This window comes from Nonomuraea sp. MG754425, from assembly GCF_021699195.1.
GTDB lineage: Bacteria > Actinomycetota > Actinomycetes > Streptosporangiales > Streptosporangiaceae > Nonomuraea.
In genome coordinates, this window is sequence record NZ_SSXE01000037.1 from 30908 (window position 1) to 56706 (window position 25799).

At 71.0% G+C, this 25799-nt stretch carries 27 protein-coding genes; 9 read left to right on the forward strand and 18 right to left on the reverse strand.

Annotation, left to right across the window (positions count from 1 at the left end; translation table 11 throughout):
- Positions 1-87: 87 nt before the first annotated feature.
- The 4 genes from FAF44_RS15680 to groES all read right to left on the reverse strand — a co-directional run bounded on the left by FAF44_RS15680 (position 88) and on the right by groES (position 3720).
- A complete protein-coding gene (locus FAF44_RS15680) occupies positions 88-723 on the reverse strand; it encodes a sigma-70 family RNA polymerase sigma factor (protein WP_237103909.1) in 636 nt (211 codons plus the stop codon).
- A gap of 273 nt (positions 724-996) precedes the next feature.
- Positions 997-1593, reverse strand: a complete 597-nt coding sequence (locus FAF44_RS15685; RefSeq protein ID WP_237103887.1) for a hypothetical protein — start codon at positions 1591-1593, stop codon at positions 997-999.
- Between the two features lie 120 nt (positions 1594-1713).
- Positions 1714-3333, reverse strand: a complete 1620-nt coding sequence (gene groL, locus FAF44_RS15690; RefSeq protein WP_237103888.1) for a chaperonin GroEL — start codon at positions 3331-3333, stop codon at positions 1714-1716.
- Between the two features lie 72 nt (positions 3334-3405).
- Positions 3406-3720: a co-chaperone GroES gene (gene groES, locus FAF44_RS15695; protein ID WP_197093639.1), complete on the reverse strand. Its 315-nt coding sequence runs from the start codon at positions 3718-3720 to the stop codon at positions 3406-3408.
- A 320-nt stretch (positions 3721-4040) separates the two neighbouring features.
- Here groES and FAF44_RS15700 point away from each other — a divergent pair, with 320 nt between their 5' ends.
- The 3 genes from FAF44_RS15700 to FAF44_RS15710 all read left to right on the forward strand — a co-directional run bounded on the left by FAF44_RS15700 (position 4041) and on the right by FAF44_RS15710 (position 7790).
- Positions 4041-5216: a methyltransferase domain-containing protein gene (locus FAF44_RS15700; protein ID WP_237103889.1), complete on the forward strand. Its 1176-nt coding sequence runs from the start codon at positions 4041-4043 to the stop codon at positions 5214-5216.
- Positions 5217-5410: 194 nt separating this feature from the next.
- Positions 5411-7294, forward strand: coding sequence for an apolipoprotein A1/A4/E domain-containing protein (locus FAF44_RS15705; RefSeq protein ID WP_237103890.1), 1884 nt, complete (start codon positions 5411-5413; stop codon positions 7292-7294).
- A 109-nt stretch (positions 7295-7403) separates the two neighbouring features.
- The gene (locus FAF44_RS15710; protein WP_237103891.1) at positions 7404-7790 is read left to right on the forward strand and encodes a hypothetical protein; all 387 of its coding nucleotides are present in this window, start codon (positions 7404-7406) and stop codon (positions 7788-7790) included.
- Here the strand turns inward: FAF44_RS15710 and tsaD are convergent.
- The 11 genes from tsaD to FAF44_RS15765 form a co-directional block, all read right to left on the reverse strand.
- Positions 7771-8802, reverse strand: a complete 1032-nt coding sequence (gene tsaD / locus FAF44_RS15715; RefSeq protein ID WP_237103892.1) for a tRNA (adenosine(37)-N6)-threonylcarbamoyltransferase complex transferase subunit TsaD — start codon at positions 8800-8802, stop codon at positions 7771-7773. The two genes, FAF44_RS15710 and tsaD, sit on opposite strands and share 20 nt — an antisense overlap.
- A complete protein-coding gene (gene rimI / locus FAF44_RS15720; RefSeq protein ID WP_237103910.1) occupies positions 8795-9226 on the reverse strand; it encodes a ribosomal protein S18-alanine N-acetyltransferase in 432 nt (143 codons plus the stop codon). The genes tsaD and rimI overlap by 8 nt, the downstream gene beginning before the upstream one ends.
- 11 nt (positions 9227-9237) lie before the next feature.
- Positions 9238-9885: a tRNA (adenosine(37)-N6)-threonylcarbamoyltransferase complex dimerization subunit type 1 TsaB gene (tsaB, locus tag FAF44_RS15725; protein WP_237103893.1), complete on the reverse strand. Its 648-nt coding sequence runs from the start codon at positions 9883-9885 to the stop codon at positions 9238-9240.
- A 68-nt stretch (positions 9886-9953) separates the two neighbouring features.
- Positions 9954-10496 carry a class F sortase gene (locus FAF44_RS15730; RefSeq protein WP_237103894.1) on the reverse strand — a complete coding sequence of 181 codons (543 nt, stop codon included), beginning with the start codon at positions 10494-10496 and terminating at the stop codon, positions 9954-9956.
- 6 nt (positions 10497-10502) lie between these two features.
- A complete protein-coding gene (locus FAF44_RS15735; RefSeq protein WP_237103895.1) occupies positions 10503-11132 on the reverse strand; it encodes a hypothetical protein in 630 nt (209 codons plus the stop codon).
- Positions 11133-11342: 210 nt separating this feature from the next.
- Entirely contained in the window at positions 11343-11801 is a 459-nt protein-coding gene (tsaE, locus tag FAF44_RS15740) for a tRNA (adenosine(37)-N6)-threonylcarbamoyltransferase complex ATPase subunit type 1 TsaE (RefSeq protein WP_368857761.1), read from the reverse strand.
- Positions 11801-12853, reverse strand: coding sequence for an alpha/beta fold hydrolase (locus FAF44_RS15745; protein WP_237103896.1), 1053 nt, complete (start codon positions 12851-12853; stop codon positions 11801-11803). The genes tsaE and FAF44_RS15745 overlap by 1 nt, the downstream gene beginning before the upstream one ends.
- Positions 12854-12872: 19 nt before the next feature.
- Positions 12873-14021, reverse strand: a complete 1149-nt coding sequence (alr, locus tag FAF44_RS15750) for an alanine racemase (RefSeq protein WP_237103912.1) — start codon at positions 14019-14021, stop codon at positions 12873-12875.
- Positions 14022-14089: 68 nt separating this feature from the next.
- Positions 14090-15541, reverse strand: coding sequence for an NAD(P)H-hydrate dehydratase (locus tag FAF44_RS15755; protein WP_237103897.1), 1452 nt, complete (start codon positions 15539-15541; stop codon positions 14090-14092).
- 9 nt (positions 15542-15550) lie between these two features.
- Positions 15551-15901 carry a holo-ACP synthase gene (locus FAF44_RS15760; protein ID WP_237103898.1) on the reverse strand — a complete coding sequence of 117 codons (351 nt, stop codon included), beginning with the start codon at positions 15899-15901 and terminating at the stop codon, positions 15551-15553.
- Between the two features lie 28 nt (positions 15902-15929).
- A complete protein-coding gene (locus FAF44_RS15765; RefSeq protein WP_237103899.1) occupies positions 15930-17336 on the reverse strand; it encodes a PhoX family phosphatase in 1407 nt (468 codons plus the stop codon).
- Positions 17337-17530: 194 nt separating this feature from the next.
- Here FAF44_RS15765 and coaA point away from each other — a divergent pair, with 194 nt between their 5' ends.
- The 6 genes from coaA (at position 17531) to FAF44_RS15795 (ending at position 22957) form a co-directional block, all read left to right on the forward strand.
- Positions 17531-18433, forward strand: coding sequence for a type I pantothenate kinase (gene coaA, locus FAF44_RS15770; protein ID WP_237103913.1), 903 nt, complete (start codon positions 17531-17533; stop codon positions 18431-18433).
- 169 nt (positions 18434-18602) lie between these two features.
- Positions 18603-19529 carry a DUF389 domain-containing protein gene (locus tag FAF44_RS15775; RefSeq protein WP_237103900.1) on the forward strand — a complete coding sequence of 309 codons (927 nt, stop codon included), beginning with the start codon at positions 18603-18605 and terminating at the stop codon, positions 19527-19529.
- 40 nt (positions 19530-19569) lie between these two features.
- The gene (locus FAF44_RS15780; RefSeq protein WP_237103901.1) at positions 19570-20478 is read left to right on the forward strand and encodes an ABC transporter ATP-binding protein; all 909 of its coding nucleotides are present in this window, start codon (positions 19570-19572) and stop codon (positions 20476-20478) included.
- A complete protein-coding gene (locus FAF44_RS15785; protein WP_237103902.1) occupies positions 20471-21328 on the forward strand; it encodes an ABC transporter permease in 858 nt (285 codons plus the stop codon). Before FAF44_RS15780 ends, FAF44_RS15785 begins: the two co-directional genes overlap by 8 nt.
- Positions 21325-22239 carry an ABC transporter ATP-binding protein gene (locus FAF44_RS15790; RefSeq protein ID WP_237103903.1) on the forward strand — a complete coding sequence of 305 codons (915 nt, stop codon included), beginning with the start codon at positions 21325-21327 and terminating at the stop codon, positions 22237-22239. The genes FAF44_RS15785 and FAF44_RS15790 overlap by 4 nt, the downstream gene beginning before the upstream one ends.
- 1 nt (position 22240) lies before the next feature.
- Positions 22241-22957 (forward strand): ABC transporter permease subunit, encoded by a 717-nt coding sequence (locus FAF44_RS15795; protein WP_237103904.1) that lies wholly within the window; start codon positions 22241-22243, stop codon positions 22955-22957.
- Positions 22958-23008: 51 nt separating this feature from the next.
- Here the strand turns inward: FAF44_RS15795 and glmM are convergent, their stop codons facing one another.
- The 3 genes from glmM to rplM are packed head-to-tail and all read right to left on the reverse strand — an operon-like array spanning position 23009 to position 25348.
- Positions 23009-24355 carry a phosphoglucosamine mutase gene (gene glmM, locus FAF44_RS15800; protein WP_237103905.1) on the reverse strand — a complete coding sequence of 449 codons (1347 nt, stop codon included), beginning with the start codon at positions 24353-24355 and terminating at the stop codon, positions 23009-23011.
- 1 nt (position 24356) lies between these two features.
- Positions 24357-24878, reverse strand: a complete 522-nt coding sequence (gene rpsI / locus FAF44_RS15805) for a 30S ribosomal protein S9 (protein WP_237103906.1) — start codon at positions 24876-24878, stop codon at positions 24357-24359.
- A 26-nt stretch (positions 24879-24904) separates the two neighbouring features.
- Positions 24905-25348 (reverse strand): 50S ribosomal protein L13, encoded by a 444-nt coding sequence (rplM, locus tag FAF44_RS15810; RefSeq protein WP_237103907.1) that lies wholly within the window; start codon positions 25346-25348, stop codon positions 24905-24907.
- Between the last annotated feature and the right edge of the window lie 451 nt (positions 25349-25799).

Genomic DNA, 25799 nt, shown 5'->3' on the forward strand with positions numbered 1-25799 from the left:
CCAGCAACCGCACCGCCGGATCGCCCGGACCGGGCGTCTCTCCACGACCGAGCGCGTCGAGCAGCGCATCGGTCTCCTGCTCAGGCGTCAAGCCGACTCCAGCTCGGCCATCTGCCGCAACCTGGCCAGCGCCCGATGCTGGGCGACGCGGACCGCACCCGGTGACATACCGAGTACATTACCGGTCTCCTCGGCCGACAACCCCGACACCACCCGCAACAGCAGCAACTCCCGCTGGTTGTCGGGCAGCCGGGCCAGCAGCCGCCGGGCGTGCTCGACCTCGATGTAGCGGACCACCGTCTCCTCCGGGCCCGGCCCGTCGTCGGGCCCGTCGGGCAGGTCCTGGGTGGGCACCGCGGAACGCACCGAACTCCGCAGCGCGTCGGCCACCTTGTGCGAGGCGATCCCGAACACGAACGACGCGAACGGCCGCCCCATGTCCCGGTATCGCGGCAGCGCGGACAGCACCGCGATGCACACCTCCTGGGCCACGTCATCGGCAATGTGATATTGCCCTGAAACCCGGCCCAGCCTGGCGCGGCAATACCGCACCACCATCGGACGCAACTCGCGGAGCAGGGATTCGATCGCGCTGCGATCTCCCTGCACGGCGAGGCTCGTCAGTTCTCTTAGGTCGGAGTCATCCGTCCGTGCCGGAAGTCTCGACGCGAGCCTTACCCCAATTTTGGCGTCGGCGACGCTTCCCTCGCTCACGATAGGCATGATGCCCGCACTGATCCGGCCTGTCGTCATGGGGAACGGCTACGGATTGGTCACATTGGAGCGACGATAACGAGCAGTAATCAACCGACCACACTAAGCCTTAATACTGACATTATGTTTCAGGCGATAACCCGGAATGCGCGACAATTGTCAGACCTCCGGACGCTTATCTCACACTCCAGGTTTACTTCAATAAGCCACCTTTTCCCCCAGTTCCCCCCAACCCGCTCACCGCCGGACACGCCACCGGCAGCCCTCAGATCACCCCATCACTCATTCGTCCCGCGCGTCCAGAAGTTCCAGATAGCCCTGAACCGCCTCCCACAGATGGTGCTCGGGATACCGCCGCAACCCCCGATGCTCGCGCCGCCACTGCCGGTCCCAGTACGCCCCCTGCACGGCTCGCAGGTGCCGCAGCGCCGCCTCCAGCTCCCCCGCCGCCCGAGCCGCCCGCTCCTCGCCGGTGACGGGCTCGACGCCGCGCAGCGCCTCGAACCGCCGCTCCCGCAGCGCCTCCAGCACGCCGCTCTCGACCCCGTCCAGCGACCAGAACAGCACCGGCTCGCGAATGCGGTGATTGGCCACCGGCTCGCCGGACGACCGCCACCAGTAGGCGATGCCGCCCTGGTCCAGCCGCAGGAAGTCGACCAGCCAGGCCGTGCCGGGCGGATGCGTGCCCCAGGCCACCTCCTCCGGCGGCAGGTTCAGCACCAGCGCGACCTCGATCTCGTCGAGGGGGTCGGCACCCGCCGGCAGGTCGCCGAACACGTACGCCGCGCGCAGGAACGGCTCCTCCGCCGGCAGCCGCCTGGTCTCCTCGCATTCCCGCGCCAGCATCCTCAGCCGCTCCACCGCGCGCGCGTACCGCATGCTGCACCGCCTCCCGAGCCCCAGCGTAGGCCAGGCGCCCCCAAGGCCCAGGACACCCCCAGAAAAGCCGTACGGCCCGCACCCCGAAGGGTGCGGGCCGTACGGAAACGGGAGAAGCGGTCAGTGGCCGTGACCGTGACCGTGCCCGCCGCCGGCGGCGGGGGCCTCCTCCTCGGGCTTGTCCACCACGAGCGCCTCGGTGGTGAGCAGCATGCCCGCGATCGAAGCCGCGTTCTGCACGGCCGAGCGGGTGACCTTGACCGGGTCGATGACACCCTGGTCGAGCAGGTTGCCGTACTCGCCGGTGGCGGCGTTGAGGCCGTGCCCGGCCTCCAGCTCGGCGACCTTGTGCGTCACCACGTAGCCCTCGAGACCGGCGTTCTCGGCGATCCAGCGGGCCGGCTCGACCAGCGCGCGCCGGACGATGCCGACACCGGTGGCCTCGTCGCCCGTCAGGCCGATGTCGTCGAGGTCCTTCGAGATGTGGATGAGCGCGGAGCCACCGCCGGAGACGATGCCCTCCTCGATCGCGGCGCGCGTCGCGGAGATCGCGTCCTCGAGGCGGTGCTTCTTCTCCTTCAGCTCCACCTCGGTGGCGGCGCCGACACGCAGCACGCACACACCGCCGGCGAGCTTGGCCAGGCGCTCCTGCAGCTTCTCGCGGTCCCAGTCGGAGTCGGACTGCTCGATGGCAATCTTGATCTCCTTGACGCGGTCCTCGATGGCCTGCGCGTCACCGGCGCCGTCGACGATCGTCGTGTTGTCCTTGGTGACGACGACACGGCGGGCCGTGCCGAGCACCTCGAGACCGACGTGCTCCAGCTTGAGGCCGACCTCCTCGCTGACGACCTGCGCGCCGGTGAGGATGGCCATGTCCTGGAGCATCGCCTTGCGGCGGTCACCGAAGCCCGGGGCCTTGACGGCCACGGAGGTGAAGGTGCCGCGGATCTTGTTGGTGACCAGGACGGCCAGGGCCTCGCCCTCGACGTCCTCGGCGACCACGAGCAGCGGCTTCTTGGTCTGGGCGATCTGCTCCAGCAGCGGCAGGAAGTCCGCGATGGAGGCGATCTTGCCCTGGGTGAGCAGGATGTAGGCGTCCTCGAGGACGGACTCCATCCGCTCGGGGTCGGTCACCATGTAGGCCGACAGGTAGCCCTTGTCGAACTGCATGCCCTCGGTGAACTCGAGCTCCATGCCCATGGCGTTGGACTCTTCGACGGTGAGCACACCGTCCTTGCCCACCTTGTCGAACGCCTCGGCGATCAGGCCGCCGATCTGGGCGTCCTGCGCGGAGATCGTCGCGACGTTGGCGATCTCCTTCTTGTCGCCGACCTCACGGGCGCTGGCGAGCAGCTTGTCGCTGACGGCCTTGGCGGCCTTGTCGATGCCGCGCTTGAGCGACAGCGGCGAGGCGCCGGCCGCCACGTTGCGCAGGCCCTCACGGACCATGGCCTGGGCCAGGACGGTCGCGGTGGTGGTGCCGTCGCCCGCGATGTCGTTGGTCTTGGTGGCCACTTCCTTGGCGAGCTGGGCGCCGAGGTTCTCGTAGCGCTCCTCCAGCTCGATCTCACGGGCGATGGTGACACCATCGTTCGTGATCGTCGGCGCACCGAACTTCTTGTCGATGACGACGTTGCGGCCTCGCGGGCCGAGGGTTACCTTCACGGCGTCCGCGAGGGCGTTGACACCGCGCTCGAGCGCGCGGCGGGCGTCCTCGTCGAACTCCAGGATCTTCGCCATTGCTGAAAGTCCTCTCCTAGCGTCGAAAGCCCCGGCCGCCCTCAAGAGCGCCCGGGGCTCGACACATCCGGCTTACTTCTCGATGATCGCGAGAACGTCGCGGGCGGAGAGCACGAGGTACTCCTCGCCGCCGTACTTGACCTCGGTGCCGCCGTACTTGCTGTAGAGGACGATGTCGCCCTCAGAGACGTCGAGCGGAATCCGCTTGTCGCCGTCCTCGTCCCAGTTGCCCGGGCCCACCGCGAGGACCTTGCCCTCTTGCGGCTTCTCCTTGGCGGTGTCAGGGATGACCAGGCCGGAAGCGGTGGTCTGCTCGGCCTCAAGCGGCTGAACCACGATGCGGTCGCCGAGCGGCTTAACGGGAACCTTGGTGGCGGTCGTCACGATCGGACCTCCCCTTCAGATTTGAATGATCTAGAAGAGGCGACCAGCGGGGCCTGCCGTCGCGGGTGTCAGACCTGCCTCGTCGCACGTTGGCACTCTCAAGGGGAGAGTGCCAACAGGAAACATATGCAAGAGGGGCTTGACAGTCAACACGAACGCGTCTGCTGAGAGCGATCAGACACCTTGACGCCACCCTGACAGGCCCCGAAGCCCGTCCAGTCTTTCACGTGCGCGAACCTCCCTGACGACGTGGCGGGCCGGGCGCGTGTCCCGCGCCGCCCGGACGTCCGTCCCGCCCCGGCGTGGCGCTAACGTCGGGTCACGTGGACCTCGACGCCTTCACCGAGTTGCTGACCCCGCGCGGCAGGCGCGCCCTGGCGGAGGCCGAGGAACTGACCGGCGGCGACCCCGTCGCCGCCGCCACCGCCATGCGCAGGACGTACGACGCGGGGCTCACCTCGGCGGCGCTCACCCAGGCCGGGCTCAGGGAACGGGCCAGAGCCAAGTTCGGCGCGGACGCCGGGCGGATGTTCTTCACCCCGCACGGCCTGGAGCAGTCCACGAGGGCGGAGGTCGCCGGGCACCGCGCCCGCCGCCTGCTCGCCCTGCACGGCGGGGCCGCGCCGCACGTCGCCGACGCCTGCTGCGGCGTCGGCGGCGACCTGCTCGCGCTGGCCCGCGCCGGCTGCACCGTCGACGCCGTGGACACCGACCCGCTGACCGTGGCCGTGGCCAGGGCCAACGTGGAGGCGTTCGGGGTGGACGGCCGGGTCACGGTGACGGTAGCGGACGCGGCGCGGGTCCGGCCGGAGGACTACGACGTGCTGTTCGCCGATCCGGCCCGGCGGACGAGCAGGGGCCGGACGTTCGACCCCATGGCCTACTCCCCGCCCTGGCCCACGGTGCTCGACCTGGTCTCCCGGGCCCGCCTGGCCTGCCTCAAGGTCGCCCCCGGCATCCCGTACGAGTTCATCCCCGAGGGCGCGGAAGCCGAGTGGATCTCGTACAAGGGGGAGGTCAAGGAGGCCACGCTGTGGACGGGGCGGGCGGCGGGCAGGCGGGCGACCCTGCTGCCCGGCGGCCACACGCTGACCGCCGCCGGCGTCCTGGCCCCCACCGGCCCGCCGGGGCGCTACGTCTACGAGCCCGACGGCGCCGCCATCCGCGCCCACCTCGTCGGCGAGGTGGCCGAACTGGCCGGCGGCAGGCTGCTCGACCCGATGATCGCCTACATCACGTCCGACGTCCTGGTGCGCACCCCGTGGGCCGCCGGATACGAAGTGGCGGACATTCTTCCGTTTTCTCTGAAAAAGCTCCGCGCCACGCTCCGCGAGCGCGGGATCGGCAATGTCACCATCAAAAAGCGCGGCTCCGCGATCGACATCGAACGCCTTCGTTCCGATTTGCGGCTGAACGGCGACAAATCCCTGGTCATCATCCTGACCAGAATTGCCGACAAACCCTCAGTCATCCTCTGCAAGCCCATCCCACCTGCCTGAATCGCCAAACTCGGCCATCCGTACGTTAACCGCGATCTTTCAATTCAGCCCTGACGGACCTTGATCGAAAGGCTAAGGTGGGCGGGCGAGGAGTTCTCCGCCCTATTGCGGTTGACCGCGCTCTCACCTTTCCCTACGAACCGGACCTATCCCACCGCTGCGCGGCAGACCGTCGGCGAGCGAAGGAGCTTTCGGTGGACCATTCCAACCACTCCGCCCTTCTTCCAAACGGCTACGACGCCGTCCCCAAGAGGATGCGAGACCTGCTCGCTCGTGCCGCCCAGGACCACGTCTACGAGCAACGCACCCAGGGCGCGGTGCTCGACGAGATCCGGCAGCGGCTCGAGGGCATGGAGTGGCTGCTGCGCGAGGTCCGCGAGCGCGAGCTGGGCGGTCTGAGCGGCACGCTGGAGACGGTCAGCGGACGCCTCGACGAGATCTCCGCCAAGCCGCCGATGTGGGCGGAGGGCCTGGCGCAGCACGTCGAGGCGGTACGCGACCACGTCGACGCCGTCGGCGAGCGGATCAACCACGTGGACGCCCGCGTCACCCCGGTGGCCGAGCTGCCGAGCCTGTGGGCCGACCTCGGCACGGTGGGCGAGAGCGTGGAGGAGGCGCTCAGCCGCCTGCAGTCGGTGCTCGACACCACCGACGGCATCACCAAGGGCATGTCCGACTTCGCGGCCCTGCTGGCCGGCCTCAACTCCAGCATGGAGGCCGCGGCCAGCCGCTTCACCCGGCTCGACAAGTCGATGGCCGAGCTGACCAGCCGCACCGACCGCGTCGAGGACGTCGTCAACGACCTGTCCGAGAGCGTCACCGAGCGCCTGGCGGGCACGGTCGAGCAGCTCGCGGGCAAGGTCGAGGCCGCCGAGCAGCGCACGTCCGCCCGGCTCGACGACGCCGACCAGCGCCTCGGCGCCCGCCTCGACGAGACCGAGGAGCGGCTGAGCACCCGGCTCGGCGAGACCGACGAGCGGCTGAGCACCCGCCTGAACGACACCGACCAGCGTCTCGGCACCCGGCTCGACGAGACCGACCAGCGCCTGGCCACGGCGCTCCTGGAGGCCGACGAGCGCCTCGTGGGCCGGCTCAGGGAGGCCGACGAGCAGCTCACCGGCCGGCTGGCCGCCGTCGAGCAGCGCCTGACCACCCGGCTCGACGAGGCCGACCAGCACCTCGCCGTGCAGCTCGGCGAGAGCGAGCAGCGCCTGACGGCCCGGCTCAGCGGCGTCGACGCCCGGCTCGACCGGGCCGAGGGCCGGCTCGCGGCGCTCGACTCGCGGCTGACCGGGTTCGACAGCCGCCTGGAGTCGGCCGACGAGTGCCTGGCCGACATCGACACCAGGATCGACGGTCTCGACGGCCGGATGAGCGGCGTGGACAAGCGCCTGGTCTCCGTGGACGGCCAGCTCGGCTCGGTGGACAAGCGGCTGGGCACCCTCGACGGCCACCTGGGCCGCCACGACGACCGCTTCGACGCCCTCGACGTGCGCGTCGACGCCCGCTTCGCCTCGCTCGACGAGCGCGTCTCGGCCGCCGACCAGCACGCCACCGAGATCGCCACCCGCGGCGAGGCCCGCTTCAACAAGCTCGACAACCAGATGGACGCCATCGACGAACGCCTGGTCGAGGCCGAGGAGCACATGAGCAGCCGCCTCGACGGCCTCGACGGCCACTTCGGCGGCCTCGACACCCGCCTGCGCGGCTTCGACACCCACCTCAACGGCCTGGCCACCCGCGCCGAGCAGGCCGGCGAGCACCTGGAGTCGATGGACGAGCGCATCGGCTCCGTCACCGAGAGCGTGGGCCGGCTCCCCGCCGCCCTCGCCATCCCCGAGCAGGTCGGCGAGCTGCTCCAGTCGCACGTGGGCGAGCAGGCCGAACGCCTGACCGCGGCCACCGACGCGCTCACCGAGCTGGTCAGGTCCCGCCCCGACGCCGACGAGTTGGCCGGCACGGTGTCCGGCATCGTCGAGCCCGCGGCCGAAGACCTCACCAAGCGGCTGGGCGCGCTGGAGGAGACCATGCTGGCCCTGGCCGAGGCGCTGCTGCGCCCGACGAGAGGCAAGGACTGAACTTCGGCCTGAACCCGGCCCGCGCTTGTGCGGCGGCTCACACCGCCCGTTGTCACATCCGTGCGGTCACCGCCGTCCCTTCCCCGAACCCGAGGAGAGGGACGGACGGATGTTCATCAAGATCACAGTAGTGGTGGCCGCGGCGACGATGCTGGTCACCGGCGTGTGGATGCGGATCGACCCGGCGAGCTTCGCCGCGTGGGCCGGCTGGCCCAACCACGTGCACTTCCTGCACGACGCCGGCGTCTTCCAGATCGGCATCGGCATGATGATGGTGTGCGCCCTGTGGTGGCGCGACGTGATCTCGGTGGTGCTGGCCGGATACGTGTTCACCAACACCTTCCACGTCGTGAACCACGTGCTGGACCGGCACCTGGGCGGCGACGACGACACCTGGTGGCAGCTCGGCCTGTTCTCGGTGCTCGCCGCCGCGGCCCTGGCGCTGCGCCTGCGGACGCTCTACCGGGGCCGCGCGCTCACACGTGCACGGTCGTGATCGGCAGCGACGAGTCGGCCGGGATCTCCAGCGACGAGGGTGTGATCCCGGCCGCCACCAGGTCGGAGCCGAGGGCGGCGACCATGGCCCCGTTGTCGGTGCACAACCCCGGCCTGGGCACGCGCAGCCGCACTCCGGCCGCGTCGCAGCGCTCCTGCGCCAGCGCGCGCAGCCGCGAGTTGGCCGCCACGCCGCCGCCGATCAGCAGGTCGTGCACGTCGTACTTCCGGCACGCCTGCAGCGCCTTGCGGGTCAGCACGTCGACCACGGCCTCCTGGAAGGAGGCCGCCACGTCCGGCACGTGCACGGACGCCCCTGACGCCTGCCGCGCCTCGACCCAGCGCGCCACGGCCGTCTTGAGCCCGGAGAAGGAGAAGTCGAGCGTGCCGTCGTCGATCTTGCCGCGCGGGAACCCGATCGCCGTGCCCGACCCGTCGCGGGCGGCCTTGTCGATGTACGGGCCGCCCGGGAACGGCAGCCCGAGCACCCTGGCGACCTTGTCGAACGCCTCACCCGCCGCGTCGTCGACGGTGGAGCCGAGCGAGATGACGTCGGCGGCCACGTCGGGCACGAGCAACAGCGAGGAGTGGCCGCCCGAGACCAGCAGGGCGACGCACGGCTTGGGCAGCGGCCCGTGCTCCAACTGGTCGACGGCGACGTGGGCGGCCAGGTGGTTGACGCCGTAGAGCGGGACGCCGAGGCCGAGCGCGTACGACTTGGCCGCGGCCACGCCCACCAGCAGCGCTCCCGCGAGCCCGGGGCCGGCGGTCACCGCGATGGCGTCGATGTCGGAGAACTTCAGCCCGGCCGCGGCCAGCGCGGCCTCCACGGTCGGCGTCATGGCCTCCAGATGGGCGCGCGAGGCGACCTCGGGCACGACGCCGCCGAATCTGGCGTGCTCGTCCATGCTGGAGGCGATCGTGTTGGCCAGCAGCGTGTGACCCCTGACGATGCCGATGCCGGTCTCGTCGCAGGACGTCTCGATGCCCAGGACCAGGGGTGCGTCAGTCACCTAGCTTCCTTCTCATCATGATCGCGTCGGTGCCGTCGTCGTAGTAGCGGCGGCGGGTGCCGATCTCCTCGAACCCGAAATGCCGGTAGACCACCTGCGCCCGCGGGTTGTCGGCGCGCACTTCCAGGAAGACCTCGCGCGCGCCCCTGCGACGGGCCTCGCCCAGCAGCTCGGTCAGCATCGCGCTGCCGATGCCGGTGCCCTGGTGTTTGTCCAGGACCGCGATGGTCTGCACGTCGGCCTGGTCGGCGGCGGCGGCCAGCCCGGCGTAGGCGACGATCCGGTCGTCGACCAGGACCACCACGTAGTGGCGGGTGCGCGGCATCTCGGCCAGTTCGCCGCGCATCATGCCCTCGCTCCACGCGTCGAGCGGGAACGTGGCCCGCTCGATCGCCATGACCGCGGGCAGGTCGGCCTCGGTCATCGGCCGCAGCTTCACGCCGTCACCCGCTTGGGCGCGCCCGGCACCACCGCGTCGGGTCTGCGCAGGTAGATGGGGCGGGGCGGGTCGAGCGGGACGCCCTCGCCGAGCCGCTCGGCCGCCAGCGCGGCCAGCGCCCCCGCGTAGGGGTAGGGCGGCAGGTCGGGCCCGCCGCCCAGGAGGTCGGGGTAGAGCTGCGCGCCCGCGCCCACGACCGGCAGCCCCCGCACGGGCACGTCGGCGGGCCGGTCGACGAAGGGCCCCTCGACGCGGGTGCGGCGATCGGCGTAGCGCGCCCAGAAGACCTCCTTGCGCCGCGCGTCGGTGGCCGCCAGGAAGGGCTCGGACAGGCCGCTGCCGTAGGCGACGGCGTCGAGCGTGCAGATGCCGTACGCGGGCACGCCCAGCGTCGTGGCCAGGCCCTGCGCGGTCATCAGGCCGACGCGCAGGCCGGTGTAGGGGCCGGGGCCGCTGCCCGCCACGATGGCCGTCACCTCGCGCAGGCGCACACCGGCCTCGCTCAGCACGACCTCGATGGTGGGCACGAGCAGCTCACCGTGGCGCCGGGCGTCGATCGTGGTCGACTCGGCGAGCACGCGCTCCCCGTCGTGGAGCGCGGCGGTGACGGCGGGCGTCGCGGTATCAAAGGCCAGGACCAGCACGACTGTTTAGCCTACCCGCCGCGCGGCTCAGACCCGGCCGCTTCCGCCGCTCCCGTGACCTCGGGCCCTCAGACCTGGGAGGCGTACACGATGATGTTGTCGAGGTATTCGCCCTTGGCGTAGTCGAACTTGCCGCCGCAGGTCACCAGCTTGAGGCCGTCCTCCACGTAGACGCGCTGGGCGGGGAAGCTGTCCTTGTGCACCTGCTCGATCGAGTCCACCCTGAACTCCACGACCTTGCCGTCGCTGCGCTCCACCTTGACGGTCTCGCCCTTGCGTAACTCCCTGAGCTTGTAGAAGACGGCGGGCGCGGTCTTGGTGTCGACGTGGCCGATGATCACCGAGGCGCCCTTCTCGCCAGGCACCACGCTGCCGGTGTACCAGCCGGCCGTCTTCGGCTTCTCGTACGGCGGCAGCTCGACCTCGCCGTTCTTCTGCAGGTTGAGCTTCATCAGCGGGGCCTCGACGTCGATCGAGGGGATGTCGATGCTCTTGGGCACGACGTTCGCGACGGGCGTCGTGGCGGTCTCGGTCTGCATGCCTCTGCCGAACACGACCAGTACCAGACCGGTGATGGCTCCGGCGAGCACCACCCGTCCGGGGCGGGCCATGCGTCCCTACGCCCGGGTGCGCCGCTTGACCGCGAAACCGACGCCCGCGACCAGGGCCAGCCCGATCAGCACGCCGGCGGGGCCGAACGGGATGGCGGAGTCGTCGGAGGCGTCCTGCGCGTACGCGCCCCCGCCGCCCGCCCTGGGCGCCCTGGTGGGCACGGTGGTGCTCGGCTCCGCCTCGTCCGAGACGATCTTGAGGGTGGCCCGGCCGAGGTCGTTGGTGCCGTCGCACTTGACGTCGACGCGGTAGTTCCCGCGCCGGACGGTGCCGGAGACCTGCGCCTCGCCGCGCACCCACGCCGACCCCGTGCCGGCGGTGGGCGACGGGCTGAGCGAGGCCGCGGGCACCGAGTTGAGCGTGACGCCGTTGACGAACGCCCTGGACGTGGCGGTGCCGGTGTGGGCGGGGCCGCCGCTCGGGACCGGGCAGTTGGCCAGGATCCAGACCGTGGACGTCTCACCGGCGGTGACGCGGTCGGGGTTGAGCTGGACCATGATGGTCTGCCGGGTGGTGGTCGCCGTCGGGCGCGCGCCATCCGAGGCGGCCGGGCTGCCGCTCCCCGAGGCCGTCGGTGTGGGCGTGGTTGTTGGATCGCTCTCCGCCGAAGCCGAGCAGCCGGTCAGACCGACCACGACGATGGCTCCCGCGCATGCGATTCGCCTGACCCTGAGCACCGGCCGCACCCCACTCCGCCGTCTTGCACCCCAGCATCCACCAAAACCGTGGAACTCGCTCGTCCTGATACCCAGAATTTCCGGGTGAATCCCTGACCAACGATCATGATTCATAGCGTCGGCCCGGTACGTCAAGGGTGCCAGCTTTACCGGTGTTTGACGTGGGTTTCAGACTTGTGGCGGATCAGACGGCGTGTCGGCCCATCGGCGGCCCACGCCGCGCAGGGTCACGAGGCGGGCCTCGTCGCCCCCCTCGCGGTCGATGTGAACCTCCAGGCGGTCGTCGGCCAGCCCCTCGACCAGCCCCTCGCCCCACTCGACGACGGTGACCGACTCCTCCAGCGAGGCGTCGAGGTCGAGATCGTCCACCTCCAGGTCGCCGCCCAGCCGGTAGGCGTCCACGTGCACGAGCGGCGGCCCCTGCCGCAGCGACGGATGCACCCTGGCGATCACGAACGTGGGCGAGGTGATCGGGCCGCGCACCTTGAGCCCTTCGGCGATGCCCTGCACCAGCGTGGTCTTGCCGGCCCCGAGCGGGCCCGACAGGACGAGCAGGTCGCCGGGGCGCAGGCGGGCGGCCAGGCGGGCGCCGTAGGCCCGCATGTCGTCGGGTGTCGCGAGCCGCACTAGAGCTCCACTCTCTTCAGCAGGTCACGCAGCGCGTCGTTGACGACGCCGGGACGTTCGAGCTGGATCAGGTGCGAGGTGTCGGGCACCTCGGTGAGCTGCGCCTTCGGCAGCGCAGCGGCGATGGCCCTGCTGTGGTCGGGCGGGGTCAGCCAGTCGGTGTCGCCGACCAGGATCGCGGTGGGCACCGGGTCGAGCACGTGCAGGGCGGAGAGCTTGTCGTGGTTCATCAGGGCCGGGTAGAAGTTGGCGACCACCTCGGTCGGGGTGGCCCTGATCATCGACTCGGCGAAGTCGACCACGGTGGGGCTGACGTTCCTGGGGTCGCCGAAGCCGATCAGGCGGGTGATCAGGAAGGCGATGTCGCTGCCCGCGTGGCGGGTCCGGTCGATCAGCGTGCCCCGCTTGCCCAGCAGCGACACCGTGCCGGGGGCCACCTTGTGCACCACCTTGGACAGCACCGCGGGCAGGCCCAGCGTCAGCTCGGCCAGCTTGCCCGCCGAGGTGGCGATCAGCGCCGCCGCCCGGATCCTGTCACCGAACAGCTCAGGGCGGCGGTCGGCCAGCGCCATCATGGTCATGCCGCCCATGGAGTGGCCGACCAGCACGCACGGGCCGGGCACGAACTTCTCCAGCACCTCGGCCAGGTCGTCGCCGAGCCGGTCGATCGTGCAGTCCGCGGCGTCGGCGCGCTGGGAACGACCGTGGGAGCGCTGGTCCCACAGCACGACCCGGTAGTTCTCGCGCAGGTCCTTGCGCTGGTAGTGCCAGGACTCCTGGCTGAGGCAGTAGCCGTGGCAGAGTACGACGGTCAGCGGGGCGTCCTCGGGGCCGTCGATCTCGACGTGCAGCGCGTAACCGTCGGAGGTGACGAGCGTGCGCTCCCTGCCGCGCAGTTCGCCGAACGGCTCGCTCGCCTCGGTGTCGGGGCGCAGCCTGATCCGGCCGACCGCGTACCGTTTGGCCAGTGCCGCCGCGGCGACACCGGCCGAAGCCGCGCCGACGAGCGCGCCGGCGATCCCTGCCCTGCGCCGTGCTGTCGGCGTCGTCATGTCCCCGATCCTTCTCCGCTCATGCCCGCTGCGAAATGCCCTGCGTCACGTTCTGGTGAACCCGGGGCACGCGCGCGCCGATTCTCGTCACGATCTCATGCGTGATCGTGCCGAGGGTATCCGCCCATTCCTGCGCGGTCGGCTCGCCCCTGTCGCCCGGTCCGAACAGCACGACCTCGTCGCCCGCCGCCAGCGGGTCGTCGCCCATGTCGATCACGAACTGGTCCATGCACACCCGGCCGGCGATCACCCTGCGGCGGCCGCCCGCCAGGACCTCGGCCCGCCCGGTCGCGTGCCGGAGGATGCCGTCGGCGTACCCGAGGGGGACGAGGCCGAGCGTGGTCTCGCGATCGGTGACGTAGAGGTGCCCGTAGGAGACCCCCGAGCTCTCGGTGACGCGCTTGGCCTGGGCGATCCGGGCCACCAGCGTCATGGCCGGCCTGAGACCGAAGTCGCCCTGCTCGGGGATGGGGCTCAGGCCGTACATCGCGATGCCGCACCTGACCAGGTCGAAGCGGGCGTCGGGCAGGGTCATGGCGGCGGCGGAGTTGGCGAGGTGCCTGATCACGTGGGAGCCGGCCAGCCCCGCCTGCTCGGCCAGCTTCAGCGCCGTGCGATATGTCTCCAACTGCCGGTCGATCGACGGGTGCCCGGGGATGTCGGCGCAGGCGAAGTGGGACCACAGCCCGACGACCTCGACGACGCCCTCGGCGCGCAGCTCACGCGCCCTGGTCAGCAGCTCCGGCCAGGCCGCGAGCGGCGCGCCGCCCCTGCTCATGCCGGTGTCGGCCTCCAGGTGCACCTGGGCGGGACGGCCCGCCCGCCGGGCGGCGGCGGCGATCTCGTCGAGCAGCCGCACATCGGCGGCCGACAGCTCGACGCCCGCGGCCAGCGCCTCGTCGAGCGGCTCGCCGGGGGTGATCAGCCAGGACAGGATCGGCGCGGTCACGCCGGCCGCGCGCAGATCGAGGGCCTCGCCGATGAACGCCGTGCCGAGCCGGCTTGCCCCGCCCTCCAGCACCGCCCGCGACGTGGGCGCCAGCCCGTGCCCGTAGGCGTCGGCCTTGACCGCGCCCATCAGCTCCGCGCCGCCGGCCCGCTCCTTGAGCAGGGCCACGTTGTGCCTGACGGCGGCCAGATCGACGCGTGCCTCGGCGGGCGTGGCCACTGGAGAGTACATCCTTCTAGTGTGTCAGCTCGCGCGGACTGCCGGGTCCGGTTCCCGCCGGGGGCCGCTCACGAACCGGCGCTGGTCACGGCCCGGATGGCGGCCGGGATCGCGCCGGCCACGTCGGCCGCGGTCAAGGGGGCGCCGTCGGCGGCCAGCCGTCCGGCGACGCCGTGCAGGTAGGCGCCGCACGCGGCGGCGTCGTAGCAGCTCAGCCCCTGGGCGAGCAGCGCGCCCGCGACCCCGGACAGCACGTCGCCCGTGCCGCCGCTGGCCAGCCAGGGCGTGCCGGTGACGTTCACCCGCACCGGCCGCGAGTCGGCGGCCACCACCGTGGTCGAGCCCTTGAGCAGCACGGTCACGCACAGCTCGGCCGCCGCGCGGCGGACGTGCGCCAGCCTGGCCGCCTCGACGTCGGCGCGGTCGGCGCGCAGGAGCCTGGCCAGCTCCCCCGCGTGCGGCGTGATCAGCACCGGCGCGGCGCGCCGCAGCAGCCCGCGGTCGGCGGCCACCAGGGTCAGCCCGTCGGCGTCGATCAGCACGGGCACGTCGGTGGCCAGCACCCTGGCGGCCAGCTCGTGCGCCCAGCCGTCGGTGCCGAGCCCCGGGCCGAGCACCCACGCCTGCACCCGCCCCACATGCTCGATCGAGGGCTCGTCGAGGAGCGTGACCACGGCCTCCGGCCAGTGGGCGCGCACCTGGGCGACCGGGGCCTCCCGGCCGGCGTACCGGACCAGGCCCGCGCCGCCCCGCAGCGCGCCGCCCACGGCCAGCACGGCCGCGCCGGTGAACAGGTCGCCGCCCGCGGCGACGCCCAGCACTCCCCTGCGGTACTTGTCCGACTCGTTGCCGGGACGCGGCATCAGGTCGTCCACGTCGGGGCCGGTGAGCGCGGCGACGTCGGGGTCGGGCAGGTAGGGCCCCAGCCCGATGTCCACCAGCTCGACCGCACCCGTGAAGGACGCGCCGGGGTCGACCAGCAGCCCCGTCTTGTACGCCCCCATGGTCACGGTCACCTGGGCCCGGACGGCCGCCCCCGCCACCTCGCCGCTGCTCGCGTCGACCCCGCTGGGCACGTCGACCGCCACGACCACGCCGGGGGCGGCGGCGGCCCGCTGCGTGAGCCCCGCGTACGGCTCGCGCAGCGCCCCGGAGGCCCCGATGCCGACGAGCCCGTCGATGATCAGGTCGGCCTCCTCGATCGCGGACCCGCCGGCGACCCGGCCGCCGGCGTCGAGCAGCGCGCGCAGCCCCGCCTCGTGGGACCTGGACCCGGCCGGCACCACCTCCACCCGGGCTCCGCGCCTGGCCAGCCGCTCACCCGCGTACAGGGCGTCGCCGCCGTTGTCGCCGCTGCCGACGAGCAGCACCACGCGTCTGCCGTAGACGCCGCCCAGCAGGCCGGCGCAGACGGCGGCGAGGCCGGTGGCCGCCCGCTGCATCAGCGTGCCCTCGGGCAGCCGCGCCATGAGCGCGTGCTCGGCGCCCCGGATCTGGTCGGCGGTGTAGGCAGTGCGCATGATCCGAAGCTATCCCTCCGCGATCACGTAGGCCACGGCGACGCCCGCGTCGTGGCTCAGCGAAATGTGCCAGCGCTTGACCCCGAGCCCGTACGCGGCCTCGGCCACCTTGCCGGAGACGTGCAGTTCGGGCTTGCCGAGCTCGTCGCAGCGCACCTCGGCCTCCAGGTGCCCCAGGCCCCTGGGCGCGCCGAGCGCCTTGGCCACGGCCTCCTTGGCGGCGAACCTGGCGGCCAGCGACTGTGTCGGCAGCGACCGCTCGACGTCGGTGAACAGCCGGTCCTTGAGCTGCGGGGTACGCTCCAGCGCGGCCTCGAAGCGGGCGATGTCCACGACGTCCACGCCGATACCCAGGATCATCGTCCAAGGGTATGGCAGGCCGCTCGGATCAGAACGGACCGCGCTCCCACGGCCCCCAGATCGCGATCGACATGCCCTGCTCGGCCTGGAGGTTGACGTAGAGCGTGTGGCCGGCGGGCCCGAACGTGGTGCCCGCGAACTCCGCCCCTTCGTCGCCCGCGATCGGCTGCAGCCTGGCGAAGTCGAAGATCTCGCCCGTCCTGGTCAGGCCGCGCAGGAAGTTGTCGCCGTCGCCGTCCTCGCACAGCACGAGGGTGCCGCGCCTGCTGGCCGTCACGTTGTCGGGCAGGTCCAGCACCGACGAGCGCGGCGACTCGTAGACGAGCTTGAGCCGCCGGCTCCACAGCTCGTACGCCCACACCTGCCCGCGACCGTCGCCGAACCCGTCGGGCGCCGGCTCGCCCGGCGCGGCGGCCCCGCCCTGGGTGGAGACGAAGTAGACGGTGCCGTTGTGGTGCACCGCGCCCTCCAGCCGGGCGAAGATCGCCCCGCCCTTGACCCGGCCCTGCCTGCCCACGGCCTGGGCGGCGTCGTCGTAGGAGGGCAGGCCGGTGAACCCGGGGTCGGGGTCGTCGATGTCCACCCAGGTGACCGGGTACGTGCTGCCGGGCTCCTGGCCCACCGACAGGTTCTTGCGGGCGACGCCGTCCACGGCGAGCATCTGCAGCCTGCCGCCGTCGAGCAGCCGCCCGGCCAGGACGGGGTGCCGGGGCGGCAGGTAGCGGTAGAAGCCGGAGGGGAAGGAGAAGTTGTCCTCGGTGAGGTAGACGGCCCCGGTCGAGGGGTCGAAGGCGGCGGACTCGTGCGGGAAGCGTCCGGCCGCGCGGATCGGCCGGGCCGTGGCGGCGCGGCCGACCGGCACCTCGAAGATGTAGCCGTGCTTGCGGGTGAGCGTGGAGTTGTCGGCGCCGGTGTGGTCGTCGCCCACGTCGGGGCCGTTGACCGTCTCCTCGCAGCTCACCCAGGCACGCCAGGCCATGGGGCCACCCGAGCAGTTCATCATCGTGCCGTTGAGCGAGGGGGCGCTGCTGATCACCTCGCCGTACCGGGTGACCTGGATCGTCGAGGTGCCGCCGCCGGCCATCGGGTCGTACGCCCTGGTCCTGTCGCCGAAGGCGCCCACGGGGCCGGCGACCTCGTGGTTGCGGATGAGGACGGCGCTGCCCTTCGGGCCGGAGAAGGCGGCCATGCCGTCGTGCCGGCCCGGCACCGTGGAGCCGTCGTCGTAGGCGTCTCCGGCCACGCTGAAGGAGCGGTAGGCGAAGCCGTCCGGCAGGTGCAGCCGTACCTTTCCGTCGCGCAGATCGGGTACGGGACGCAGCGGCCCGTACCCGCGTACGGGTTCGGCCGCGCCCTTCGCCCCGGCGCACGCGACCCCCGCGAAGGGCCCGGCGATCCCGGCGACGACGGCGGAGATGAAGCGACGACGGTCCACGGAATACCTCCCGTCGGGACAGTAGCCGCCGTCCGCCCGCCACACGCCGGATTCGGCAAGACACACATCCGTTCCCTGAACTGGGTCTTGGTAATCCCACGCCGTTGTCCACAGGCTGTGGATCCCCAGGGACAGCCCCGGCCGAGATCCGGTATGTCGCACATCGCTACGCTGCCAAGGTGAACAACGGCTACGTGGAACTGAGCAGGGAGCAGTGGAGCGAGCTCCGCAAGAACACGCCCTTGACTCTCACCGCAGCAGAGCTGGAAGAGCTACGCGGCCTCGATGATCCCATCGACCTCACCGAAGTGACCGACATCTACCTCCCACTCACCCGGCTGCTCAACCTGCACTTCACCGGGTCCAAGCAGCGCAGCAGCGTGCTGAGCGCGTTCCTCGGCCACCCCGAGCAGCGCGTCCCGTACATCCTGGGCATCGCGGGCAGCGTCGCGGTCGGCAAGTCGACCACGGCGCGGCTGCTGCACACCCTCCTGGCCCGCTGGCCGGAGCACCCGCACGTGGAGCTGATCACCACCGACAGCTTCCTGCACCCCAACGCGGTGCTGGAGTCCAAGAAGATCATGCATCGCAAGGGCTTCCCCGAGAGCTACGACCGGCGGGGGCTGGTCAGGTTCGTGGCAGAGGTGAAGGCGGGGGCCGCGGAGGTCAAGGCGCCCGTCTACAGCCACCTCGAATACGACATCGTCCCCGGCGCCGCCCAGACCGTGAAGAACCCCGACATCCTCATCATCGAGGGGCTCAACGTCCTGCAGCCCGCCCCGCCCACGTCCCTCGCGGTCAACGACTACTTCGACTTCTCCATCTACGTGGACGCCAAGGTCGAGGACATCCGCGCCTGGTACGTCGACCGCTTCCACAAGCTCCGCCGCACCGCCTTCGAGGACCCGAAGTCGTACTTCCGGCACATAGCCGAACTATCCTACGACGAGGCCACCGACTTCGCCCGCAACGTCTGGCGGGACATCAACGAACGCAACCTCATCGAGAACATCGCCCCCACCAGAGGACGAGCCGACCTCGTCCTCAAGAAGGGCGCCGACCACTCCGTACGGCGGGTACGCCTCCGCCAGACCTGAACGCCTCCTCGTACAGGTAGCGCGCGAACCTGCCGGCGCACTCCTGATCGTCGATGCCGGCGAACCAGCACTCCTCACCGTGGTCGTGGCACCAGAACCAGATCATGTGAGGGAGCCTCGCGTATGCCTATCAACACATCGTCAAGGTCCGATCGACGACAATGAGCCCGTGCTTCATCTCCGACTGATCGTCCCGGCCGCGCGCACCGAAGAGGCCACGGCGGTGCTGGAGGACTCCCCCGGCGTCACCAACATCGTCGTGCTCCCGGGCGCGGGCCGGGAGCCGCGGGGCGACGTCGTCCTCTGCGACGCGGCCAGGGAGTCGGCCAACGAGGTGCTCGGCCGGCTCAAATGGCTGGAGACCGAGGGCTCCATCGCCGCCGAGCAGGTCGATCTGTCGCTGTCCAAGGCCGCGGAGGAGGCCGTCGAACAGGCTCCCGGCGAGCCCGACGACGCCGTCATCTGGGAGCAACTGGCCCAGAAGGTCCACGCCGAATCCCGCCTGACCTGGGCATACATCGCCTTCCTCGCCATCGCCACCCAGCTCGCGGGCATCGGCGTGCTGCAGAACTCCCCGATCCTGATCGTCGGCGCGATGGTGCTCGGCCCCGAGTTCGGCGCGGTCGCGGCCATCTGCTTCGGCCTGCTGCGCCGCCGCTGGCACCTGGTCGTGACCGCGCTGCGCACGCTGGTCATCGGCTTCACCGTGGCGATCGCCATCACGTACGCGTGCGCGCTCGTCTCCCACTGGTGGGGCTGGATCGACATCGGCAACCTCACCTCGAACGAGGAGGTCCGGTTCATCGTCAAGCCCGACCGCTGGTCGTTCATCGTCGCGCTGCTGGCGGGCGCGGCCGGGGTGCTGTCGGTCACGGCGGGCAAGTCGTCGGCCCTGGTCGGCGTCTTCATCTCGGTCACCACGGTGCCGGCCGCCGGCTACGTGGCCGTCGCGGCGGCGCTGTCGGACTGGCGGGAGGTCGCCCCGTCGGTCGCGCAGCTCGCGATCAACATCGTGGGCATGGTCATCGCGGGCACCACGACGCTCGTGATCCAGCGGAGATTCTGGCCTCAAGTAGGACGGCGTTCATCCGTTTGACTGAGGTACCGGCGCCGGTGGGGCTAGTAGATTCCGGCACATGCACATCCTCGCCACCGAGGGGCTGACCAAACAATTCACCACGGTCACCGCGATCGATCGGCTCACGGTCACCGTGGGTCCCGGCATCACGGGCCTGGTGGGGGCGAACGGCGCCGGAAAGTCGACGCTGATCAAGATCCTGCTCGGCCTGCTGCCGCCGTCCGGCGGCGGCGCGCGCGTGCTGGACCTGGACGTCACCACGAAGGGCGCCGAGATCCGCAAGCTCGTCGGCTACATGCCCGAGCACGAATGCCTGCCCCCCGACGTCTCCGCCACCGAGCTGGTCGTCCACCTTGCCCGGATGTCCGGCCTGCCCCGCACCGCCGCCCGCGAGCGCGCCGCCGACGTCCTGCGTCACGTCGGCCTGGCCGAAGAGCGCTATCGCCCGGTCGGGGGCTACTCCACCGGCATGAAACAGCGGGTCAAACTGGCCCAGGCGCTGGTCCACGACCCGAAACTGATCTTCCTCGACGAACCCACCAACGGCCTCGACCCGCGCGGACGCGACGAGATGCTCACGCTGATCAGGCGCATCGGCACCGAGTTCGGCATCAGCGTGCTGGTCACCTCCCACCTGCTGGGCGAGCTGGAGCGCATCTGCGACCACGTGATCGTCATCGACGGCGGGCGGCTGCTGCGCTCGTCCGCGATCGGCGAGTTCACCCAGACCACCGAGACCGTCGCGGTCGAGGTGGACGAAGGGCTCGACGAGCTGGCCGCCCGGCTGTCCGGCGACGGGCAGACCGTCTCGCGGCAGGGCCGCCTGCTGGTCGTCGAGGTGCGGGGGCCCGAGACGTACGACGCCATCCGCGACGCCACGGCAGACCTCGACCTGGCCCTCATCCGCCTCGAACAGGGCCGCCACCGCATCGAGGACGTCTTCAGGGAGGAGGCGGCGCATGTCTGAGATCTACGACATCGGCTACCGCCACTACGACGGCCCCCGGCTCGGCCGCGGCTACTCGACCAGGGCGCTGGCCGTACACAGCCTGCGCGGCGTCTTCGGCCTCGGCCGCCCGGCCCGCAGCAAGATCGTGCCGTTCGCCCTGGCGACCATCATGCTCGTGCCCGCCGTCGTGAGCATCGCCATCATGGCCCTGGCCAGGCAGCCCGGCATCCCGTACAGCGGGTTCGCGGTCATCATGCAGGCCGTGATCGCCATCTTCCTGGCCGCGCAGGCGCCCACCGTGGTCGCGCCCGACCTGCGCTACCGCGTCCTGCCGCTCTACCTGTCGCGGCCCGTCTCGATCGCCGAGTACGTCGGCGCCAAGGTCACGGCGATGACCGTGGCGGTCTTCGCCCTGGTCGCCACCCCGCTGACCGTGATGTACGTCGGCGAACTGGTGGTGGACCTGCCCGGCCCCCCGGCCACCGGCGAATACCTCGGGTCCATGGTCACCGCGCTGCTGCTGGCCCTGCTGCTGTCGGCGTTCGGGCTGGCGCTGGCCTCGTTCACGCCGCGCCGCGGCCTCGGCGTGGCCTCGGTCATCACCGTGTACCTGCTCGCCTCCGCGTCGGTCCCGATCATCTACGCCTCGATGGCCGTGACGGGCAACGAGGAGGCCGCCGCCTGGGCCTGGCTGATGAACCCGTTCTGGCTGGTCGACTCGGTGCAGAGCTGGCTGTTCGGCACCCCGCCGCACTCCATCGAGGGCGGCTACCCGAGCGGGCCCGCCTCGGCGGCGATCCTGGTGGTGCTGATCGGCGCCGCCGTGGCCGCCCTGGCCCTGCGTTACCGGAAGGCGGCCGCGCAATGAGGATCGAGCTCTCACAGGTCTCCCGCTGGTACGGCAACGTGGTCGCGGTCAACGACGTCACGATGACCATCGGTCCCGGCGTCACGGGCCTGCTCGGCCCGAACGGCGCGGGCAAGTCGACGCTGCTGCACATGATGTCCGGCTTCCTCGCCCCGTCGGGCGGCACGGTCACCCTCGACGGCACCCCCGTCTGGAAGAACCACCAGATCTACCGGAACATCGGCCTGGTCCCGGAGCGGGAGGGCGTCTACGGCTTCCTGACCGGCTGGCAGTTCGTGCTGTCCGCCGCCCGCCTGCACGGCCTGCCCGACCCGGAGGAGGCCGCCCGCAAGGCCCTGGCCACGGTCGAGATGGAGGAGCCGAAGGACCGGCGGGTCGAGACGTACTCGAAGGGCATGCGCCAGCGCGTCAAGGTCGCCGCGGCCCTCGTCCACGACCCGGCCGTGCTGCTGCTCGACGAGCCGTTCAACGGCATGGACCCGCGCCAGCGCCTGCACCTGATGGACCTCGTCAGGAACATGGGCGCGAGCGGGAAGACGATCCTGTTCAGCTCCCACATCCTGGAGGAGGTCGAGCGGGTCGCCCAGCAGATCGAGGTGCTGGTCTCGGGCCGGCACGCGGCGTCGGGCAACTTCCGCGAGATCAGGCGGCTGATGACCGACCGGCCCCACCTGTTCATGATCCGTTCCAGCGACGACAGGCGGCTCGCCGCCGCCCTGGTCCGCGACGACTCGACCGGCGGCATCACGCTGCGCGCCGACGGCATGGAGGTCCAGGCCACCGAGTTCCGCCGGTTCGCCCGCCTGCTGCCCCGGGTGGCCAAGGCGGAGGGCGTACGCCTGCACGAGGTCTCCCCGGCGGACGAGGACCTGGAGAGCGTGTTCTCGTACCTCATCAACAGGAGCTCGTGAGATGAACACAGTCGTTGCCGGCATCACCTACCGCGCCCTGCTCGGCCGCCGGCGGATCGTCCTGCTCCTGCTGCTCCCCGTGGCCCTGATCGGCCTGGCCGTGCTGCTGCGCGCGTTCGGCGCCGCCGACCAGGCCACCGCCGTGGAGCTGATGAAGAGCTTCGCGATCGGCACCATGCTGCCGCTGCTCGGCCTCATCGCCGGCACCGGCGTCATCGCCCCCGAGATCGACGACGGCACCATCATCCACCTGCTGTCCAAGCCGATCTCCCGCCCGGTCATCGCCCAGACGAAGTTCCTGGTCGCGGTCACGATGCTGGCCGTCTTCGCGGCCCTGCCGACGTACGTGGCGGCCTTCATCCTGGTGGGCAACGAGGACGACATCGCCGTCGGATTCGCCACCGGCTCGCTGGTGGCCGGCATCGCGTACGCCGCCGTGTTCCTGCTGCTCGGAGTCGTCACCCGGCACGCCGTCACGATCGGCATCATCTACGCCCTGGTCTGGGAGAGCCTGGTGGGCAACCTGATCGCCGGGGCCCGCAGGTTCTCGATCCAGAGCTGGGGGCAGTCGATCGCCGACCAGATCTCCGCATCGCCCTTCCTGGAGGCGGACGTCGCCCTCGGCTTCGCCGTCCCCGCCCTGCTCGTGGTCACCGTCGCGGCCGTCTTCTGGGCCGGTCAGCGCCTGCGCGTCTTCTCGCTCACCGGCGACGAATGACCGCACGCGTACGGCCCGCGAGCATGCTCGCGGGCCGTACGGCGAAGGTGTTCAGACGCAGGCGACGCGCACGACGTCGGCCAGCCGGCCCGCCACCTGGGTGGCGTGCTCCTCGGAGGCCGCCTCCACCATGACCCGGATCATGGGCTCGGTGCCGCTCGGCCGGATCAGCACCCGGCCGGTCTCCCCGAGCTCCGCCTCCGCCTCGGCGACGGCCGCGACGAGCTCGGGCACCGACGCCTTGCCCTTGTCCACGTCCTTGACGTTGATCAGGATCTGCGGCAGCGGCGTCATCACCGCGGCCAGCTCCTTGAGCGGCACCCCCGACTTGGCCATCACGCCCAGCAGGTGGAGCGAGGTGAGCAGCCCGTCGCCGGTGGTGGCGTGGTCGAGCATGATGACGTGCCCCGACTGCTCGCCGCCCAGGTTGAAGCCGTCGGACTTCATCCGCTCCAGCACGTAGCGGTCGCCCACCGAGGTCTCCACCACGTTGATCCCGGCGTCACGCATGGCGAGCTTGAAGCCCAGGTTGGACATCACGGTCGCGACCACGGTGTCGTGGGCCAGCAGGCCCTCACCGTGCATGGCGGCGGCGAGGATCGCCATGATGTGGTCGCCGTCGATGACCGCGCCCGTGTGGTCGACCGCCAGGCAGCGGTCGGCGTCGCCGTCGTAGGCCACGCCCAGGTCGGCACCGCGCGAGATGACCACCTGACGCAGCTTGTCCAGGTGGGTCGAGCCGTGGCCGGCGTTGATGTTGAGCCCGTCGGGACGGGCGCCGATGGCCTCGACCCGCGCACCCGCGCGCAGCAGCGCCTCCGGCGCCACCATGTGCGCGGCCCCGTGGGCGCAGTCGACCACGATGCTCAGCCCGTCGAGCGGCGCGCTCATCGTGGTCAGCACGTGCGAGATGTAGCGGTCCGCCTCCCCGTACGCGTCGCGCACGCGCCCGACGCCGGAGCCGACGGGGAAGCTCCAGTCCTCACCGAGCCGCCGCTCGATCTCGTCCTCGACCGCGTCGGACAACTTGAAGCCGCCACGCGCCAGGAACTTGATGCCGTTGTCCGGCGCGGGATTGTGCGAGGCCGACAGCATGACGCCGAGATCGGCGCCGAGCGCGGCGGTGAGGTGGGCGACGGCCGGGGTGGGCAGCACGCCGAGGCGCAGCACATCCACTCCAGACGCCGCGAGGCCGGCGACCACGGCGGCCTCGAGAAACTCTCCCGAGGCACGCGGGTCCCGGCCCACGACCGCCACCGGACGACGTCCGGTGGCGGCGAACGCGCCTGCATCGCCGAGGACGTGAGCAGCCGCCACGGAAAGATCCATGGCGAGCTCCGCCGTGAGGTCGCGGCCCGCGACCCCACGTACCCCGTCGGTGCCGAAAAGGCGCGCCAACTTAGCGCTTGCTGTACTGCGGAGCCTTGCGGGCCTTCTTGAGGCCGTACTTCTTCCGCTCCGTGGCGCGGGCGTCACGGGTCAGGAAGCCGGCCTTCTTCAGCGGCGGGCGGTTGACCTCGACGTCCAGGATCGCCAGGGCCCGGGACAGGCCCATGCGCAGCGCGCCGGCCTGGCCGGTGACGCCGCCGCCGTCGATGCGGGCGATGATGTCGAAGGCCTCCTCGGCACCGAGCACCACGAAGGGCTCGTTGACGATCTGCTGGTGGACCTTGTTCGGGAAGTAGACGTCCAGCGAACGACCGTTGATCGTCCACTTGCCGGTGCCAGGGACGATGCGCACGCGGGCGATCGCCTCCTTACGGCGGCCGGTGCCGTACGAGTTGCCCGTGGTGACGGGCTTGCGCACGGGAGCGTCGGCGCTGGCGGCGGACTCGGTGGTGTACTCGGACGGGAAGTCCTCGCCGGAGTACTCCTCCAGCTCGGCCTCGACGGCCGTCTCGACACCGGTGGGCTCAGCCACGGTTCTCCTCTAACTCTTTCGAACTACTACTGGGCGATCTGGGTGATCTGGAACGGCACCGGCTGCTGAGCCTGGTGCGGGTGCTCGGAACCCGCGTAGACCTTCAGCTTCTTGGCCATCTTCCGACCGAGGGAGTTCTTCGGCAGCATGCCCTTGACGGCCTTCTCGACTGCCTTGTCCGGCCGCTTCTCCATGAGCTCGCCATAGGTGACGGAACGCAGACCGCCCGGGTAGCCCGAGTGGCGGTAGGCCTTCTTCTGCTCAAGCTTGTTGCCACTGAGCGCGATCTTGTCCGCGTTGATGACGATGACGAAGTCACCGGTGTCGACGTGGTTGGCGAAGATCGGCTTGTGCTTGCCGCGGAGCAGGATCGCGACGTGGCTGGCCAGCCGGCCCAGCACGACATCGGTCGCGTCGATGACGTACCACTGACGCTGGACGTCGGCGGGCTTCGGTGAGTACGTGCGCACGGTCGTAGCCTTCTTTATGCTCGCGTCTTCGGCGCTGTCGGATGCGACAGCTACATTGGTCGGTCGGTGCGGGCACACGACGGCCCGGACCTTCCGTCTCCCTCACCACGGGAGATGACGCCGGACGCGCCGCGCATTGGTCACGCTGGACCTATGCACACAACGAACCTAAGCTACCCGCCCGGAGGCGTGCAGGTCAAAAGACCGGTAACCCTGGCTGAGTCTACCTGACGTAGAACGGTTCGATTTCGTTTCCCTGGGACCCCTTCTTTCTCAGGACCAGACATCTCTATCGTTAGCGGCGGTATGTGGCGGAACTCTCACACCCGGCAAACCCAGCGCGGCCTTCAGCGCCGGAGCCGTCTGGGCGTGCTGACCTGCCTCCTCGCCGTGCTGTTCACGGGCGTGCTCATCGGCAGGCTGACCGACGGCCCCGAGCCCACCCCCCACG

Coding starts and splice junctions, on each gene's coding strand:
- FAF44_RS15755 (WP_237103897.1), bottom strand. CDS start 15,541: ATGCGCACTGCCTACACCGCCGACCAGATCCGGGGCGCCGAGCACGCG.
- rimI (WP_237103910.1), bottom strand. CDS start 9,226: ATGACCGAGGCCGACCTGCCCGCGGTCATGGCGATCGAGCGGGCCACG.
- FAF44_RS15745 (WP_237103896.1), bottom strand. CDS start 12,853: ATGACGACGCCGACAGCACGGCGCAGGGCAGGGATCGCCGGCGCGCTC.
- FAF44_RS15780 (WP_237103901.1), top strand. CDS start 19,570: ATGCACATCCTCGCCACCGAGGGGCTGACCAAACAATTCACCACGGTC.
- FAF44_RS15685 (WP_237103887.1), bottom strand. CDS start 1,593: ATGCGGTACGCGCGCGCGGTGGAGCGGCTGAGGATGCTGGCGCGGGAA.
- FAF44_RS15785 (WP_237103902.1), top strand. CDS start 20,471: ATGTCTGAGATCTACGACATCGGCTACCGCCACTACGACGGCCCCCGG.
- FAF44_RS15795 (WP_237103904.1), top strand. CDS start 22,241: ATGAACACAGTCGTTGCCGGCATCACCTACCGCGCCCTGCTCGGCCGC.
- FAF44_RS15710 (WP_237103891.1), top strand. CDS start 7,404: ATGTTCATCAAGATCACAGTAGTGGTGGCCGCGGCGACGATGCTGGTC.
- FAF44_RS15790 (WP_237103903.1), top strand. CDS start 21,325: ATGAGGATCGAGCTCTCACAGGTCTCCCGCTGGTACGGCAACGTGGTC.
- groL (WP_237103888.1), bottom strand. CDS start 3,333: ATGGCGAAGATCCTGGAGTTCGACGAGGACGCCCGCCGCGCGCTCGAG.
- FAF44_RS15730 (WP_237103894.1), bottom strand. CDS start 10,496: ATGGCCCGCCCCGGACGGGTGGTGCTCGCCGGAGCCATCACCGGTCTG.
- FAF44_RS15760 (WP_237103898.1), bottom strand. CDS start 15,901: ATGATCCTGGGTATCGGCGTGGACGTCGTGGACATCGCCCGCTTCGAG.
- FAF44_RS15680 (WP_237103909.1), bottom strand. CDS start 723: ATGCCTATCGTGAGCGAGGGAAGCGTCGCCGACGCCAAAATTGGGGTA.